The sequence below is a fragment of the Pseudomonas alkylphenolica genome (assembly GCF_004025535.1).
In the GTDB taxonomy this organism is placed as follows: Bacteria; Pseudomonadota; Gammaproteobacteria; order Pseudomonadales; family Pseudomonadaceae; genus Aquipseudomonas; species Aquipseudomonas alkylphenolica_A.
Genome location: NZ_QJRG01000034.1, coordinates 341,704 through 357,323 on the forward strand (window position 1 = coordinate 341,704; position 15,620 = coordinate 357,323).

The 15,620-nt window shown below is 62.5% G+C and carries 15 protein-coding genes; 8 read left to right on the top strand and 7 right to left on the bottom strand.

What is annotated here, in order from left to right; all coding sequences use genetic code 11:
* Nucleotides 1–54: 54 nt before the first annotated feature.
* Genes dapE through DM813_RS05680 form a run of 3 tightly spaced genes read left to right on the top strand, consistent with a single transcriptional unit; the run spans nucleotide 55 to nucleotide 2,414 of the window.
* Nucleotides 55–1,206 (top strand): succinyl-diaminopimelate desuccinylase, encoded by a 1,152-nt coding sequence (gene dapE, locus DM813_RS05670; RefSeq protein ID WP_128322437.1) that lies wholly within the window; start codon nucleotides 55–57, stop codon nucleotides 1,204–1,206.
* Nucleotides 1,206–2,018, top strand: coding sequence for a putative RNA methyltransferase (locus DM813_RS05675; RefSeq protein ID WP_128322438.1), 813 nt, complete (start codon nucleotides 1,206–1,208; stop codon nucleotides 2,016–2,018). Before dapE ends, DM813_RS05675 begins: the two co-directional genes overlap by 1 nt.
* A gap of 18 nt (nucleotides 2,019–2,036) precedes the next feature.
* Nucleotides 2,037–2,414: a hypothetical protein gene (locus tag DM813_RS05680; RefSeq protein ID WP_128322439.1), complete on the top strand. Its 378-nt coding sequence runs from the start codon at nucleotides 2,037–2,039 to the stop codon at nucleotides 2,412–2,414.
* 88 nt (nucleotides 2,415–2,502) lie between these two features.
* Here the strand turns inward: DM813_RS05680 and DM813_RS05685 are convergent, their stop codons facing one another.
* Nucleotides 2,503–2,712 (bottom strand): cold-shock protein, encoded by a 210-nt coding sequence (locus DM813_RS05685; protein WP_028942973.1) that lies wholly within the window; start codon nucleotides 2,710–2,712, stop codon nucleotides 2,503–2,505.
* A gap of 219 nt (nucleotides 2,713–2,931) precedes the next feature.
* On the opposite strand from DM813_RS05685, the gene plsB reads away from it, so the two are divergent.
* The 3 genes from plsB (at nucleotide 2,932) to DM813_RS05700 (ending at nucleotide 6,623) form a co-directional block, all read left to right on the top strand.
* Nucleotides 2,932–5,418, top strand: coding sequence for a glycerol-3-phosphate 1-O-acyltransferase PlsB (gene plsB / locus DM813_RS05690; RefSeq protein WP_128322440.1), 2,487 nt, complete (start codon nucleotides 2,932–2,934; stop codon nucleotides 5,416–5,418).
* Between the two features lie 83 nt (nucleotides 5,419–5,501).
* Nucleotides 5,502–5,900 (top strand): YbaY family lipoprotein, encoded by a 399-nt coding sequence (locus DM813_RS05695; RefSeq protein ID WP_128322441.1) that lies wholly within the window; start codon nucleotides 5,502–5,504, stop codon nucleotides 5,898–5,900.
* Nucleotides 5,901–5,933: 33 nt separating this feature from the next.
* The gene (locus DM813_RS05700; protein ID WP_128322442.1) at nucleotides 5,934–6,623 is read left to right on the top strand and encodes a DUF4197 domain-containing protein; all 690 of its coding nucleotides are present in this window, start codon (nucleotides 5,934–5,936) and stop codon (nucleotides 6,621–6,623) included.
* Nucleotides 6,624–6,677: 54 nt separating this feature from the next.
* Here DM813_RS05700 and DM813_RS05705 read toward each other — a convergent pair whose 3' ends face one another.
* Nucleotides 6,678–9,743: an efflux RND transporter permease subunit gene (locus DM813_RS05705; RefSeq protein WP_128322443.1), complete on the bottom strand. Its 3,066-nt coding sequence runs from the start codon at nucleotides 9,741–9,743 to the stop codon at nucleotides 6,678–6,680.
* A 6-nt stretch (nucleotides 9,744–9,749) separates the two neighbouring features.
* Entirely contained in the window at nucleotides 9,750–10,850 is a 1,101-nt protein-coding gene (locus DM813_RS05710; protein WP_128322444.1) for an efflux RND transporter periplasmic adaptor subunit, read from the bottom strand.
* A gap of 194 nt (nucleotides 10,851–11,044) precedes the next feature.
* Between DM813_RS05710 and DM813_RS05715 the strand changes: the two genes are divergently transcribed.
* Nucleotides 11,045–11,680, top strand: coding sequence for a TetR/AcrR family transcriptional regulator (locus DM813_RS05715; RefSeq protein WP_128322445.1), 636 nt, complete (start codon nucleotides 11,045–11,047; stop codon nucleotides 11,678–11,680).
* Here DM813_RS05715 and DM813_RS05720 read toward each other — a convergent pair whose 3' ends face one another.
* Nucleotides 11,681–12,463, bottom strand: a complete 783-nt coding sequence (locus tag DM813_RS05720; RefSeq protein WP_128322446.1) for a class I SAM-dependent methyltransferase — start codon at nucleotides 12,461–12,463, stop codon at nucleotides 11,681–11,683.
* A 95-nt stretch (nucleotides 12,464–12,558) separates the two neighbouring features.
* Here DM813_RS05720 and DM813_RS05725 point away from each other — a divergent pair, with 95 nt between their 5' ends.
* Nucleotides 12,559–13,182, top strand: coding sequence for an energy transducer TonB (locus DM813_RS05725; protein WP_128322447.1), 624 nt, complete (start codon nucleotides 12,559–12,561; stop codon nucleotides 13,180–13,182).
* A 3-nt stretch (nucleotides 13,183–13,185) separates the two neighbouring features.
* On the opposite strand, the gene DM813_RS05730 is transcribed toward DM813_RS05725, so the two are convergent.
* The 3 genes from DM813_RS05730 to DM813_RS05740 are packed head-to-tail and all read right to left on the bottom strand — an operon-like array spanning nucleotide 13,186 to nucleotide 15,617.
* Nucleotides 13,186–13,878 carry an extensin family protein gene (locus tag DM813_RS05730; protein ID WP_241653138.1) on the bottom strand — a complete coding sequence of 231 codons (693 nt, stop codon included), beginning with the start codon at nucleotides 13,876–13,878 and terminating at the stop codon, nucleotides 13,186–13,188.
* Between the two features lie 5 nt (nucleotides 13,879–13,883).
* The gene (locus DM813_RS05735) at nucleotides 13,884–14,714 is read right to left on the bottom strand and encodes an isocitrate lyase/PEP mutase family protein (RefSeq protein ID WP_128322448.1); all 831 of its coding nucleotides are present in this window, start codon (nucleotides 14,712–14,714) and stop codon (nucleotides 13,884–13,886) included.
* 33 nt (nucleotides 14,715–14,747) lie between these two features.
* Nucleotides 14,748–15,617 (bottom strand): DUF72 domain-containing protein, encoded by an 870-nt coding sequence (locus tag DM813_RS05740; RefSeq protein WP_128322449.1) that lies wholly within the window; start codon nucleotides 15,615–15,617, stop codon nucleotides 14,748–14,750.
* Nucleotides 15,618–15,620: the final 3 nt, after the last annotated feature.

Sequence of the window (15,620 nt, forward strand, 5' to 3'; positions counted from 1 at the left end):
TATAAGATAACGCCCCTCGAATTTGTGCCCTGCCTTGCCCCCGGAGTTCCTTCAATGACGGCCCCAGCCGACCTCTCGCCTACCCTCGCACTGGCCTGCGACCTGATTCGTCGCCCCTCGGTGACCCCGGTTGACGCCGACTGCCAGAAACAGATGATGCAACGCCTGGGCGATGCCGGTTTCATGCTTGAGCCAATGCGTATCGAAGACGTCGACAACTTTTGGGCCACTCATGGCACCCAGGACGGTCCGGTACTGTGCTTTGCCGGTCACACCGACGTTGTGCCCACCGGCCCTGTGCAGGCCTGGCAGAACGACCCGTTTGATGCACTGATCGATGCCGATGGCATGCTCTGTGGCCGTGGCGCTGCCGACATGAAAGGCAGCCTGGCGGCAATGGTCGTGGCTACCGAGCGCTTCGTCGCCGACTACCCGAACCACCGCGGCAAGGTCGCCTTCCTGATCACCAGCGACGAGGAAGGCCCGGCCCACCACGGCACCAAGGCCGTGATCGAACGCCTGGCCGCGCGCAAAGAGCGCCTGGACTGGTGCATCGTCGGTGAGCCATCGAGCACCAGCCTGGTCGGCGATGTGGTCAAGAACGGACGACGCGGCTCGCTCGGTGCAAAGCTGACCGTGCGCGGCGTTCAGGGCCATGTGGCCTACCCGCACCTGGCGAAGAACCCGATTCACCTGGCCGCCCCGGCCCTGGCGGAACTGGCAGCCGAGCACTGGGACGAAGGCAACGCCTTCTTCCCGCCGACCAGCTTCCAGATCTCCAACCTCAACTCCGGCACCGGTGCCACCAACGTGGTCCCCGGCGAGCTGACGGCACTGTTCAACTTCCGTTTCTCCACCGAGTCGACCGTCGAAGGCCTGCAGCAACGTGTCGCCGCGATCCTCGACAAGCATCAGCTGGACTGGCACGTGGACTGGGCATTGTCCGGCCTGCCGTTCCTGACCGAACCGGGCGAACTGCTCGATGCCGTGTCGGCCAGCATCAAGGCCGTCACCGGCCGTGAAACCCAGGCGTCGACCAGTGGCGGTACCTCCGATGGCCGCTTCATCGCCACCCTCGGTACCCAGGTGGTCGAACTGGGCCCGGTCAACGCCACCATTCACCAGGTCAACGAGCGGATTCTGGCCAGTGACCTCGACGTGCTGACCGAGATCTACTACCAGACCCTGACCCGGTTGCTTGCCTGATGCTCATCTGCCCGCTCTGCAGTGCACCGCTGAACACGCTCGACAACGGTGTGGCCTGCCCGGCAGGCCACCGTTTCGACCGTGCCCGCCAGGGCTACCTGAACCTGTTGCCGGTGCAGCACAAGAACAGCCGCGACCCAGGCGACAACCTGGCCATGGTTGAAGCCCGCCGCGACTTTCTCAATGCCGGCCACTATGCCCCGGTGGCCCAGCGCCTGGCCGAACTGGCCGCCGAGCGCGCGCCTGCACGCTGGCTGGATATCGGCTGCGGCGAAGGCTACTACACCGCCCGGATTGCACAGGCGCTGCCGGCGGCCGATGGCTACGCCCTGGACATTTCTCGTGAGGCGGTCAAGCGTGCCTGCAAACGCAACCCGGCGTTGACCTGGCTGGTCGCGAGCATGGCGCGCGTGCCGCTGGCCGACGCCAGCTGCCAGTTCCTGGCCAGCGTGTTCAGCCCGCTGGACTGGCAGGAAGCGCTGCGCCTGCTCGCTCCCGGTGGGGGCCTGATGCGTGTCGGCCCGACCAACGAGCACCTGATCGAGTTGCGCCACAAGCTCTATGATGAAGTGCGCGATTACGCCGACGACAAGCACCTGGCCCTAGTCCCGCCGGGCATGCAGCACGCCCACAGCGAAACCCTGAAATTCCGCCTGAGCCTTGTCGATGGCAAATCTCGCGCCGACCTGTTGGCCATGACCCCTCATGGCTGGCGCGCCAGCGCAGAAAAACGAGCCCGCGTCATCGAGCAGGCCGAGCCTTTCGAGGTCACGGTATCGATGCGTTACGATTATTTCGTGCGCCAAGACTGAGCACACCGGAGCCCCCTCATGCGCCAACCCGATATCGAGATTTACCTCAAAGACGCCGACGTCGATCACAAACAGATCGCCGCCTGGCTCGGAGAATCCCTGGGACCTTGCAGCGACTGGGTACAGAAAGGCCAGACCTATAAGTGCAAGGCCGGTAACATTCCGGTTACCTGGTTACCGAAGGCTGTAGGCAAATGGAACAGTCTTTACCTGGAAAGCGATCAGACGCCTTGGGAAGACGACATTGCCTGTGCCCGCGCGGCCTTCGCTGCACTGAACGTCGAAGTGCGCTGCGCCCCGGGTAGCTGGGTCGAGGAAGAAGGTGAAGAAGATGCCGACCGCTGGATCCGCATCAGTGCCGACGGTGAAGAGGAAATCACCTGGCGTACCGGCTGAGCCGGCTTCTACGAAAAGGCCCGTCCCGGTCGTCCGGCGACGGGCCTTTTCGCTTGTGGACCCAGGCTCAAGGCCCGTGGCCCGGCGCTTACAGACCGATTACGTCTTCTGCCTGCAGACCTTTCTGGCCCTGAGTCAGACTGTATTCGACCTGCTGCCCCTCGATCAGAGTGCGATGCCCCTCACCACGAATGGCACGGTAGTGAACGAACACATCCGCGCCACCTTCACGCTGAATGAAGCCATAACCTTTGGCGTCATTGAACCACTTAACACTTCCAGTCTCACGAGACGACATCTGAACTACTCCGGATTTTTATTTTGGAATCGCCTTGCAAGCGGAGATTCACCCCCTCCGCCGACACAGCTTGAGGAATACACCTGCAAGCTGCGGACCGAGTATATGACAGGCCACAAAGATTTTTTATGACCGGTCGGCTTTTTGCTGAACTTGCGCATATACGTCACACTAACCGACTGAGCTACAACTCGAAAAATCACCCAGAGCACACACTGTATGACCCGTTCCCCCCTGCGCCGCCTGATCTTTGGCGCCCTGCGTCGCCTGTTGTACTTGTGGGTTCGCTCCGAGACTATCAATCAGTCGTCCTTCACCCTGAACCTGGACCGTAGCCGTCCGGTGTTCTATGCCCTTCAGTCGCCCTCGTTGACCGACCTGGCCGTACTCGACCGTGAATGCACCAAAGCCGGGCTTCCGCGCCCGGTACTGCCGGTTGCCGTGGGTACCCTGCAGGAGCCCGCTGCATTTTTCTACCTGACGCCCGAGCCGGACTGGCTGGGCCGCCAGGACAAACGCGGCGCGCCACCGACCCTTGCGCGCCTGGTCAATGCCGTTAGCCAGCATGCCGAAGAAGATGCGCAGATCATTCCCGTCAGCGTGTTCTGGGGGCAGTCGCCGGCCAGCGAATCCAGCCCGTGGAAACTGCTGTTTGCCGACAGCTGGGCGGTGACCGGTCGCTTGCGCCGCCTGCTGACCGTGCTGATCCTGGGCCGCAAGACCCGCGTGCAGTTCTCTGCACCTATCCACCTGCGCGAACTGGTGCAGCACAACAAAGGCCATGAACGCACCGTGCGCATGGCCCAACGCATGCTGCGCGTACACTTTCGCAACCTCAAGACCGCGGTCATCGGCCCGGACATCTCGCACCGGCGCAACCTGGTCAAAGGCCTGGTCCATGACCCGCTGGTACGCCAGGCCATCGTCGACGAGGCCGAGCGCGAGAAGATCCCCTTGGCCAAAGCCGAAGCCCAGGCGCTGCGTTATGGCAACGAGATCGCCTCGGACTACACCTATACCGCCATCCGCTTCCTCGAAGTGGTGCTCAGTTGGTTCTGGAACAAGATCTACGACGGCATCAAGGTCAACCATATCGAACAGGTGCAAGGCATCGCCCCGGGTCACGAAGTGATCTACGTGCCCTGCCACCGCAGCCACATCGATTACCTGCTGCTCTCCTACCTGCTGTTTCGCAACGGTCTGACCCCGCCGCACATTGCCGCCGGGATCAACTTGAACATGCCGGTCATCGGCGGCCTGCTGCGTCGCGGCGGGGCGTTTTTCATGCGCCGCACCTTTAAGGGCAACCCGCTCTACACGGCGGTGTTCAACGAATATCTGCACACCCTGTTCACCAAGGGCTTTCCCGTCGAGTACTTCGTCGAGGGCGGTCGCTCACGCACTGGTCGCATGCTGCAACCCAAGACCGGCATGCTGGCCATCACCTTGCGTAGCTACCTGCGTTCATCGCGTACGCCCATCGTCTTCGTGCCGGTTTACATCGGCTATGAGCGGGTGCTTGAAGGGCGTACCTACCTGGGCGAACTGCGGGGCGCAAGCAAGAAGAAAGAGTCCATCTTCGACATTTTCAAGGTCATCGGTGCGCTCAAACAGCGTTTTGGCCAGGTCGCGGTGAATTTCGGCGAACCAATCCGCCTCGGGGCCTTCCTCGATGAACAGCAACCCGGCTGGCGCGAACAGTCGCACGCCCCGCAGTTCCGCCCGGCCTGGCTCAACGAAACCACGTCGCGCCTGGGTGAAAAGGTGGCCCGTCACCTGAACGAAGCCGCTGCGATCAACCCGGTCAACCTGGTCGCCCTGGCCCTGCTCTCCACCAGCCGCCTGGCCCTGGACGAGCGCGCGCTGGCGCGGGTCCTGGACCTGTACCTGGCATTGCTGCGCCAGGTGCCCTATTCGCCGCATACCACCCTGCCGGAAGGTGACGGGCTGGCCCTGATCAGCCACGTCAAAGGCATGGACCTGCTGGCCGAACAGAGTGACGCCCTGGGTAAAATCCTTTACCTGGACGAGCAGAACGCCGTCCTGATGACCTACTACCGCAACAACGTCCTGCATATCTTCGCGCTGCCGGCTTTGCTGGCGAGCTTCTTCCAGAGCAGCTCGCGCATGAGCCGCGACCTGATCCTGCAGTACACCCGGGCCTTGTACCCGTACCTGCAGTCGGAGCTGTTCATTCGCTGGGAACCAGAGGAGCTGGACGGGGTAATCGACCAGTGGCTGCAGGCGTTTGTCGAACAAGGTCTGCTGCGCTTCGAGAATGACGTCTACCTGCGGCCGGCGCCGAGTTCACGCCAGTTCGTGCTGCTGACCCTGCTGGCACGGGCCATTACCCAGACACTGCAGCGCTTCTACATGGCCACCGCACTGTTGCTCAACAGCGGCCAGCACACCTTGAGCGCCGAAGAGCTCGAAGACCTCTGCGTGGTCATGGCCCAGCGCCTGTCGATCCTGCACGGTCTGAACGCGCCCGAGTTCTTTGACAAGACCCTGTTCCGCCACTTCATCCAGACCCAGATCGAGCAAGGCGTGTTGCGCCCGGATACCAATGGCAAACTGGGTTACCACGAGAAACTGAGTGAGTTGGCCGAGGGGGCGGCCAAACGTGTGTTGTCGGCGGAGATACGCCTGTCGATCCGGCAGGTGGCTTTGCATCGCAACGAGGAAACTACCGACACATCGGCATAGTCCATACTGGCCTGTGCCCTGGAGCCATACGACTTTACCTGGACGGCCGCCGACACTGTGGCACCGTCCTCAAGGAGCTTTACATGAAAAAACTATCCCTGATTCTACTTGGTGGCCTGCTGGCCGCCTGCAGCAGCACCCCGCCCGCCTCCAAGGTCAGCCTCGACGGTGAAGTGTTCTACCTGCAACGCATCGCCCTGCCACCGGCGGCCACGCTGAGTGTCAGCCTGCAGGACGTTTCGCTGATGGACGCCCCCGCCGTAACCCTGGCCAGCCAGAACGGTCCGGTAAAAGGCAACGTTCCACTGCCCTTCCACCTGAGCTATGACCCGGCACAGGTCAAGCCAGGCCATCGCTACGCAATCAGCGCGCGAATCGAACTGGACGGCAAGCTGCTGTTCATCAACACCGAGCACCATGGTGTCACGCTGGATGGCAAGGACCAGCAGTCGCTGCGCATTAAAGTCGATGCTGTTCGCTGATCGCCCGTTCTGATTATTGATAAGGATGCTGCCATGTTTCGCCCTGCTCTCACCTTTACCGGCCTGTGCGCCGGCTTGCTGCTTTCGGCCAGCGCACTGGCGCTGTCGCTCAGCGACCTGTCTCAAAAAGATGCAACGGGTGGACTCAAGGATGCCCTGACCCAAGGTGCCCAGGTTGCCGTCAAGCAACTCGGCACACCGGGTGGCTTCAGCACCAACCCGGATGTACGCATCGAACTGCCGGGCAACCTCGGCAAAGTCGCGAAGAAAATGAAGCAGTTCGGCATGGGCGAGCAGGTCGAGCAACTTGAAGCCAGCATGAACAAGGCTGCCGAGGCTGCCGTGCCGCAGGCCCAGGCGCTGCTGGTCGATGCCGTGAAGAAAATGACCGTCGATGATGCCAAAGGCATTCTTGCAGGTGGTAACGACTCGGCAACTCAGTACCTGAGCAAGACCAGCCGTGAGCAGATCCGCGCCAAGTTCCTGCCGATCGTCAAGCAAGCGACCGACCAGGTCGGGCTGGCCAAACAGTACAACAGCTTCGCCGGGCAAGCGGCGACATTGGGCGTGCTGGACGCCAAGAACGCCAATGTCGAGGGCTACGTGACCGAACAGGCACTCAATGGCCTGTTCGAAATGATCGCCAAGCAGGAAGAAGGCATTCGCCAGAACCCGGCGGCGGCAGCCACAGGCCTGGCGAAAAAGGTCTTTGGCGCGCTGTAAGCGCTCTCTGTAGGAGCCGGCTCGCCGGCTCCTGCAGTTTCAGGCAATGCCCATTCAAGTCTTCTTCACCCGGAACCACGCCGCATAAAGCGCCGGCAGGAACAATAGCGTCAGCGCCGTCGCCACGATCAGCCCACCCATGATCGCCACCGCCATCGGCCCGAAGAACACACTGCGCGACAGCGGGATCATCGCCAGCACCGCCGCCAGCGCGGTCAGTACGATCGGCCGGAAACGCCTCACCGTTGCCTCGATAATCGCCTGCCAGCGGTCCAGCCCGGCAGCGATGTCCTGTTCGATCTGATCGACCAGGATCACCGAGTTGCGCATGATCATCCCCGACAGGGCAATGGTTCCGAGCATGGCGACAAAACCGAACGGTTGACGAAACACCAGCAGGAACAAGGTCACGCCGATCAACCCCAGTGGCGCCGTGAGGAACACCATCACCGTGCGCGAGAAGCTGCGCAATTGCAGCATCAACAGCGTCAGCACCACGACGATGAACAGCGGCACCCCGGCATTCACTGACTTCTGCCCACGCGTCGAGTCCTCTACCGTACCGCCCACTTCCAGCAAATAACCGTCAGGCAGTTCGGCACGCACCGGGTCCAGGGTCGGCAGTATCTGCTTGACCAGGGTTACCGGCTGCTCCTTGCCGTAGATATCGGCCCGCACAGTGACGCTTGGCAGGCGGTTACGGTGCCAGATGATGCCCTCTTCGAAGCCGTACTCCAGGGTGGCCACCTGCGACAAGGCGACACTGCGGCCATTGTCGGTGGGCACCGCCAGGCTTGGCAGGTTGGCAAGCTCGGTGCGCTCCTGCTGCGTACCGCGCAACAGGATCTCGATCAGCTCGTTGTCTTCACGGAACTGGCTGACCGAGGAGCCGGTCAACGAGCTCTGCAGGAACTTGGCAAGGTTGGCCGTACTGACTCCCAGAGCACGGGCACGGTCCTGGTCAATGTTCAGATAGACCACCTTGCTCGGCTCTTCCCAGTCCAGGTGCACGTTGACCACATGCGGGTTCTCCCGCACCTTGACCGCGACCTTGCGCGCCAGCGCGCGCACTTGCTCGATGTGCTCGCCGGTTACCCTGAACTGCACCGGATAGCCCACGGGCGGGCCGTTCTCCAGGCGTGTGACTCGCGAGCGCAGGTCCGGAAACTGTTCATCGAGGGTAGTAATCAACCAGCTGCGCAATGCTTCGCGCTCTTCGATGGTTTTTGCCAGCACCACAAACTGGGCAAAGCTGGCAGCGGGCAGCTGTTGGTCCAGTGGCAGGTAGAACCGCGGCGAACCGGTACCGATGTAGGCCACATAGTTGTCGATACCCGCACGCTCCTTGAGCATCGCTTCCAGGCGCTTGACCTGCTCGGTGGTATTGCTCAGCGAAACACCTTCGGCCAGTTTCAGGTCGACCATCAGTTCAAGGCGCCCGGAGGCCGGGAAAAACTGCTGCGGCACGAAGCGAAACAGCAGGATGCTGCCGATGAACAACGCCAGCGTCGCCACGATCACCGTCTTGCGGTGCCCGACACACCAGCCGACCAGGCGCCTTACACGCTGGTAGAACGGAGTGCCATACGGGTCTGGGCCACCCTCGCTGGTGCCGTGCTTGGCCGCGTGCAGCTTGGCCAGGTCCGGCAACAGTTTTGCTCCGAGGTAAGGCACAAAGACGACCGCAGCAACCCAGGAAGCGAGCAAGGCGATGGTCACGACCTGGAAGATCGAACGGGTGTACTCGCCCGTACCCGACTGGGCAGTCGCAATCGGCAGAAAACCCGCCGCGGTGATCAGCGTACCGGTCAGCATAGGGAAAGCGGTGCTGGTCCAGGCATAGCTGGCCGCCTTGAAGCGGTCGAAACCCTGCTCCATCTTGATCGCCATCATCTCGACGGCAATGATCGCGTCATCCACCAGCAAGCCCAGGGCCAGTACCAGCGCCCCCAGGGAAATCTTGTGCAGGCCGATCCCCAGGTAGTACATGGCGGCGAAAGTCATCGCCAGCACCAGTGGAATCGCCAGGGCGACAACCAGCCCGGTGCGCATGCCGAGGGAGAAGAAACTCACCAGCAATACAATCGCCAGAGCCTCGACCAGCACCTGGACGAATTCACCCACGCCGGTTTTCACCGCCGCAGGCTGATCCGACACCTTGCGCAGCTCCATGCCAACCGGCAGGTTGTGGGCAATCCGCGCGAACTCGGTCTCCAATGCCTTGCCCAGCACCAGGATGTCGCCGCCCGCTTTCATTGACACCGCCAGACCGATCGCGTCCTGCCCCATGTAGCGCATGCGCGGTGCGGGAGGATCGTTGAAACCACGGCGCACCGTGGCCACATCACCGATACGGAAGGTGCGTTCGCCTACGCGGATGGGGAACTGTTCGATCTGCTCGACGGTATCAAAGCGACCGCTGACCCGCAGTTGCAGGCGTTCGCTAGGCGTCTCGAAGAAACCCGCGGTGCTGACCGCGTTCTGCTCCTCGAGGGCCTGCTGCACGGCAGCCAGCGGCAAACCCAGCGTCGCCAGCTTGAGGTTGGACAGTTCGATCCAGATCTTCTCGTCCTGCAACCCCAGCAGCTCGACCTTGCCGACATCCTTGACCCGCTGCAGCTGGATCTGTACCCGGTCGGCGTAGTCCTTGAGCACGGCGTAATCGAAGCCATCGCCGGTCAGGGCGTAGATGTTGCCAAAGGTGGTACCGAACTCGTCGTTGAAGAACGGCCCCTGGATACCCGGCGGCAAGGTGTGACGGATATCGGCCACCTTCTTGCGGATCTGGTACCACAACTCGGGGATTTCCACCGAATGCATCGAGTCGCGGGCAACGAAGGTGACTTGCGACTCGCCAGGACGCGAGAACGAGACGATCTTCTCGTACTCACCGGTCTCCATCAGCTTCTTTTCAATGCGCTCGGTGACCTGGCGCGAGACTTCCTCGGCGCTTGCGCCTGGCCACTGGGTGCGAATCACCATGGCCTTGAAGGTAAAGGGCGGGTCTTCGCTCTGCCCCAGTTTCGTGTAGGACAGTGCGCCGACCACGGCCAGGAGAATCATCAGGAACAGCACGATCTGCCGATTGCGCAGGGCCCAGGCGGAAAGGTTGAAACCCATCGGGACTTACTCCTTGGCCGCCAGATTCACCACACGATTGGAACGATCCACCGGTCGTACCTGCTGCCCCTCCTGGAGCACATGCACGCCAGCCGCCACCACCCAGTCCGAGGCATTGAGCCCTTCGAGCACCGGGACACTGTGTTCACCATAAGGCCCTACCCGCACCGGAATGCGCTTGAGGGTGTTGCTGGCGTCCACCCGCCAGACATAGGTCTGGCCGTTTTCGGCAGTCAACGCCGACAGTGGTACCGCCAGGGGTGCCTGTTGATCGTGCTGGATATAGACGCGGGCACTTTGCCCCAGCTCTGCCGGCACCTTGCCGGCGGTAAAGGCAATGCGCGCGGCGAAGGTCCGCGAACGCGGGTCGGCCGACGGTGACAACTCGCGGATGCGCCCGTTGAAACGCTGGTCAGGTTGCGACCAGAGCTCAACCGAGACCGGCTGGCCCACCTTGAAATGCCCGACCTGCTGCTCAGGCAGGCCGATCAGCACCTCGCGCTCGCCGTCGGTGGCCAGGGTAAACACGGTCTGGCCTGCGGAGACCACCTGCCCCACTTCAACCTGGCGCTTGGCAATCACGCCGTCCTGGGAGGCACGCAGCACCGCGTATTCGGCCTGGTTACCGGCCACGTCAAACTCTGCCCGCACCTGCTTGAGCCTGGCCAGGCCCGCGCGGTAGAGGTTTTCAGCATTGTCGTACTGGGAGTGACTGACCATCTGCCGGTCAAGCAGCGTTTTGTAGCGATCACGCTCGGCCTTGACCAGGGAAAGGTTGGCTTGCGCAGCGGCCAACTGGGCGCGACTGGCTTCAAGTTGCAGGCGCACGTCTTGCGGGTCCAGCTCAGCCAAGGGCTGCTCGGCCTTGACCCGCTGCCCTTCCTCAACCAGACGCTTGCTGACCTTGCCACCGATCCGGAACGCAAGGTCCGGTTCGAAGCGCGCATGCACCTCGCCGGGGTAGCTGTCGGCAGCAGAGCTGGCCGGTTGCGGCTGCACCACCATGGCAGGGCGCAGGGACGTCTGCGGCTCGCTTTCCTGCCCGCAGGCAGAAAGCAGCAAGGCAAGGCTGACGGGCAAAGCGAGGGGCAAGGCATGGCGCAACATGATGAATGACCTTTCGCGAATGGCGCTTTGAATATTTATACTGGCGAGTATATTAAATCAGCAAGCAAGAGCGGGGAAGCCGCTCCCCAAGAGAAAAAACGCATTAACACGCGCGCGTTATGACGATATCGGACAGCCAGGACCGGGCTGGCGATGTACCCTATGCACTTACTGAAACGTGTAAACAGAGAACCATGCCCAACGATCTCACCGCTCCCGTCGGCCCCGGCCGGCCCAAGGATCTGGCAAAGCGCCAGGCCATACTCGAGGCGGCCAAGCAGCTATTTCTGACCCTTGGCTATGCCAGCACCAGCATGGATGCGGTCGCGACAGCGGCAGGTGTTTCAAAATTGACGGTCTACAGCCACTTCACGGACAAGGAAACGCTGTTCACCGCAGCCATCTCGGCCACGTGCACGGCGCAACTGCCCGAGCTGATCTTCGACCTGCCTGACGATGTGCCACTGGAGCAGGTGCTGCTCAATATTGGCTGCGGGTTTCAGGCACTGATCAGCAGCGAACAGTCGGTACAACTGACGCGGCTGATCATGACCCTGGGCAGCCAGGATCCGAAGCTGACGCAGATCTTCTTCGAAGCCGGGCCGCTACGGGTACTGGGCGAGATGGAGGCATTACTGCAGCGCGCCGACCAGCGCGGCCTGCTGCGCATCGAACATGCGGACAAGGCGGCGGAACACTTCTTCTGCCTGCTCAAGGGCGCGCCGAACTATCGCCTGCTGCTGGGCTACGCCCCCGCGCTTAATGCGCAGGAAGCGCAGACGCACGTGGCAGAAGTGGTCAGCATGTTCCTGCGCGCCTATCGCTGTTGATCACCCCTTGAGGGCTTTTTTCGGGTAGATGTCGTAGCGGCTCGACTTGCCCTCAAGGCTATGGCTCGGCTTGGGCCCGTCAATGATCGGCGCCTTGCGTGGACGTTTGACCACCACCCGGTGGCTGGCCAGCGCCAGGGCGGCTTCCAGCAGTGCTGGAGCGTCCAGGTCGTCGCCCACCAGCGGACGGAACACACGCATTTCCTTTTTCACCAGAGCGCTCTTGTCCCGGTGCGGGAACATCGGGTCGAGGTAGATCACCTGAGGCGGCTCACCCTGCCAGTTGCGCATGCGCTCGATGGCATTGCCGGTGAGCAGCTGCATGCGCGCAATGATGGGCCCCACTTCGGCATCGCTGGCCGCCCGCGCCAGGCCGTCTTCAAGCAAGGCGGCGACCAGCGGCTGACGCTCGATCAGGGTCATCTGACAGCCAAGGCTCGCCAACACGAACGCATCCTTGCCCAACCCCGCCGTGCAATCGAGCACTTGCGGCCGCACGCCCTGCGCAATGCCCACGGCCTTGGCAATCATCTGCCCGCTGCCGCCACCAAACACCCGCCGGTGCGCAGCCGCACCTTCGACGAAGTCGACACGTACCGGGCCGGGCGCCTGCGGCCCCAACTGCTGGATCTGCAAACCGGCGGCGCCGACCTGCACTGCAAACGCGGCGGTGTCGTCTACCAGCGGCAGTTCCAGGCGCTGTGCCCACTGCTCGGCTGTGGCTTGATAATCGGCCGTCAGTGCCTCGACCCGAATGCCGCCGTCCGCCAATTGCTCCACCATCACATCCCGTACTCAAAAAAATTAAATGATCGCCGGCCACGGCCGATATACGAAGTATTCGCTATTTTGCCAGACCTTCACGGCCCGCGACTGCCATGACCGATATTCTTCAGCTCAGCTCAGGTTACTTATCGCCCGTCGGCGATTATGGCCGGCACAATACCCAGGCACTGGGCGGCGTCAGCCACCTGTGGCAGGATTTTTTTGCCCGCGCCCTGGCCGAGCAGCAAGAAGCGCAAGGCAGCGAAGCGGGCAGCGTTGCCCCCGAGACTGTCGACAAGACCACCGGTGAACCGCTGGGTGGTAGCCAGGTGCTGGCGCAGATCCACAACCAGCGCCTGTGCAACGTACAGGACACCGAGGTCGCCCCTCCCGAACCGTTATTCCTGCCGATTGCCGAATTCGAACCGCAACTGCTGGAAAAACTCGCCCCGCCTTTCAGCGACGTCGAACTGATCGAGCAGCAACGCCAGCTCGACATCAGCAACACCTGGGTGCGCCCGGTAGTCATGAGCCAGGGCCATCCGCTGCCTGAGCCAGGCCCGGGACCGACGCCCAAAGCGCTGTACCTGCCGATCGCCGAGTTCGAGATGGAGCTGTTGGACAAAGCACCCGAGCCTTTCGATGAGCCAACCCTGGTTGCCCAGCAATCGGCGCTGGACTTCGACACCCGCTGGGCTCGCCCGGTTGTGCTGAACAACGTGCGCATCGCCGCCTGAGCCTCAGCGACAGACCTGCCAGAAACCCATGTCCAGGTGGAAGTGATTGCGGTGCGCAGCGTTGTAGTCCGGCCCCAGCACGGTATTGAAGCTGTCACAGGCACCGGCGTGCAGATCCCTCAGGAAGCGCGCCTTGGCGCCCTCCCCCGGCCAGTCCTTGAGCAACTGGATACGCTGACCGTCAGCCAGCCGAAAACCTGCGATGTCCAGCGCATTGGCCGAGGCATGCTGACTCAGCCGGCCATTCTTGCGGTTATACATATTGCGACAGGCAAAGCTGCCGAGGTGATCGACCTGCACCACAGCCTGGGAAAACGCCCGTTGCGCCGCCGGCTGCAGGGCATGGCGCTCGAACAGGGCGTACGCGACCGCCAGCGGACAGCTGGCCAGAAAGCTGCTGCTCAGGCGCACCGAGGCGCCTTCGACACGCACCACGTTGACCAGCGGACAGGGCGCATCGGCTGGGCTGTCCGCTTGCTGGCGATAACGCAGGCCGGAGGTGGCCAGCGCTTGCTCGCACAGCTGCGGGTTGTCCTGTAGGCGCCCGAGCTTGTAAGGCGTCAACAGGTTCGGCGGCTCACGCACATCGAGCGCAGCCCAGGGGTTCCAGGTATCCGGCAAGCGCCAGCCCAGGCGCCAGGCATACGCCGCCAGCGCCAACAGTACCAGGCACAACACCAGCATGCCCTTGCGCATTCGGCTCAACGCCGGAACAGTTGATTCAACCGGTCGAACGGCATCGCCTGTTCGCCATAGGTGAATGTGCCCTGGCCCAGTATCTCCTCGGCCCCCCGGTAAAATGCGCCGAAGGCTGCACGCATCAGCGAAGAACCGACACTGATGCGCCGCACGCCCAGGTCCTGCAACTGGTTGACGCTCAGGTTCACGCCACTCATGCCCATCAGCACGTTCACAGGCTTGGGCGCGACGGCCTGGACCACGGCACGAATTTCATCGGCTGTGCGTAATCCGGGTGCATACAACACGTCGGCACCGGCCTCGGCGAAGGCTTGCAAGCGGGCGATGGTGTCGTCCAGATCCATGCGCCCATGCAGCAGGTTCTCGGCACGCGCACAGAGCATGAACGGGAACTCAAGGCTACGGACAGCCGCCACTGCCGCCTCAACGCGCTCGACCGCATGGTGGAAGCTGTAGATAGGCTCGTCTGCATTCCCGCTGGCGTCTTCGATGGAGCCTCCCACCAGCCCTGCCTGCGCGCCCTGCAGAATCGCCTCGGCGCAGCCTTTGGGATCGTCGCTGAAACCGTTTTCCAGGTCAGCCGCCACCGGCAGCGCCGTGGCGTCGACGATGGCGCGGGCGTTGTCGAGGGTTTCTTCCAGGGTCATGGCACCTTCGGCATCGGGCCGCCCCAGGGAAAACGCCAGACCGGCACTGGTGGTGGCCAGGGCCTCGAAGCCGAGGCTGGCCAGCAGCTTGGCGGAACCTGCATCCCATGGGTTGGGAATGACAAAAGCGCGTTCGCGCTCATGCAGGGCTTTGAAGGCTTCGGCACGCAGGGTTTGTACATCCATGATCACGGCTCCCGGGCAGGCGGCAGGGCGCGTTCAGAGCAGACCGAGCTGTTCGGCCTCAGGCGTCCTGTCCAGTTCAGGCAAAGCCGGCAATCCGGGCAAGCGCTCCATCAGGCCTCGATGAAAACGGCGCGCCAGGGCAGCGGCCAGGCGATTATCGGCAGTATGCAGGAAAACATAGGGGCTGCGGCCTTCCTCGACCCAGGCCGCTACCTTGTCCAGCCATGGCAGTAGAAAGGGTTCGTTGGCCGCCAGTTCCGGGTGGCCGATGAAACGCACCTGCGGATGCTGACTGAAGGCAGTCGGCCGTGGCGGCACCCGTGGCTTTTTCGACTGGGCATGCAACACGCCCGGATCTTGTGACGTGCAACTGAACAGGGCCCGCGGATCCAGGCAAATGCGCTCTACGCCACGCCCCTGCAAAAGCCGATTGAGCAATCGTTCCTCATCGCCCTTGGCAAAAAACGCACGATTGCGCACCTCGACGGCGACCGGCACGTCGACTTCGTCAAGAAATGCAACGAGTTCGCCCAGCCGCGCCGGACCAAAAGCTGCCGGCAATTGCAGCCAATAGGGGGCAACCCTTGCCCCCAGAGGTTTAAGCAACTCAATGAAGGTCTGTGCTGCCACCAACTGCTCGCGCAGGTCTCCCGCGTGGCTGATATCGCCGGGGAACTTGGCAGTGAAGCGAAAGTGCGCAGGCATGACCTGCGCCCAACGTTCGATGGTCGCCGGGGCCGGTCGGGCGTAAAAGGTGGTATTGCCTTCTACCGCGTTGAAGACCTGGCTGTAGAGGCCAAGAAACTCGCCGGTTTTGGCATCTGCGGGGTAGAGGTAATCGCGCCAGGCGCTCTCACTCCAGGACGGGCAGCCGAGAAAATAGGGAAGCGTGGACAGATTCATCCA